The sequence below is a fragment of the Robertmurraya korlensis genome, from assembly GCF_023715225.1.
Lineage (GTDB): Bacteria > Bacillota > Bacilli > Bacillales > Cytobacillaceae > Robertmurraya_A.
The window spans coordinates 1-454 of the sequence record NZ_JAMBNS010000101.1 but is presented as its reverse complement, the minus strand read 5'-3'; the positions used below and the strand labels follow the sequence as shown (position 1 = coordinate 454).

1 protein-coding gene is annotated in these 454 nt (G+C 64.3%); it reads left to right on the top strand.

Annotated elements, in window-relative coordinates:
* A partial coding sequence (locus M3175_RS25990) for an ATP-binding cassette domain-containing protein (RefSeq protein ID WP_251524597.1) occupies positions 1 to 454 on the top strand: 454 nt, incomplete at both ends.

Here is a 454-nt window from a genome sequence, read left to right as displayed (position 1 = left end):
ATCCTTGGCTGCCTCGACAAACCCACCAGCGGCACCTATCGGGTGGCGGGAACCGATATCGCGCAGCTGGATGGCGATGCGCTGGCCCGTCTGCGGCGGGAACACTTTGGCTTTATCTTTCAACGCTACCATCTGCTGTCCCATCTGACCGCCGCGCAGAATGTCGAAGTGCCGGCGGTGTATGCCGGCAGTGAACGGCGCGCGCGCCTGGCGCGCGCTCATGAGCTGCTGGTGCGGCTGGGGCTGGGCGAGCGCGCCGACTATCAACCGTCACAGTTGTCTGGCGGTCAGCAGCAGCGGGTCAGTATCGCCCGCGCCCTGATGAATGGCGGGGAGGTGATCCTCGCTGATGAACCGACCGGCGCGCTGGACAGCCATTCCGGCGAAGAGGTAATGGCGATCCTGCACCAGCTAAAAGCGCAGGGGCACACGGTCATCATTGTGACCCACGATC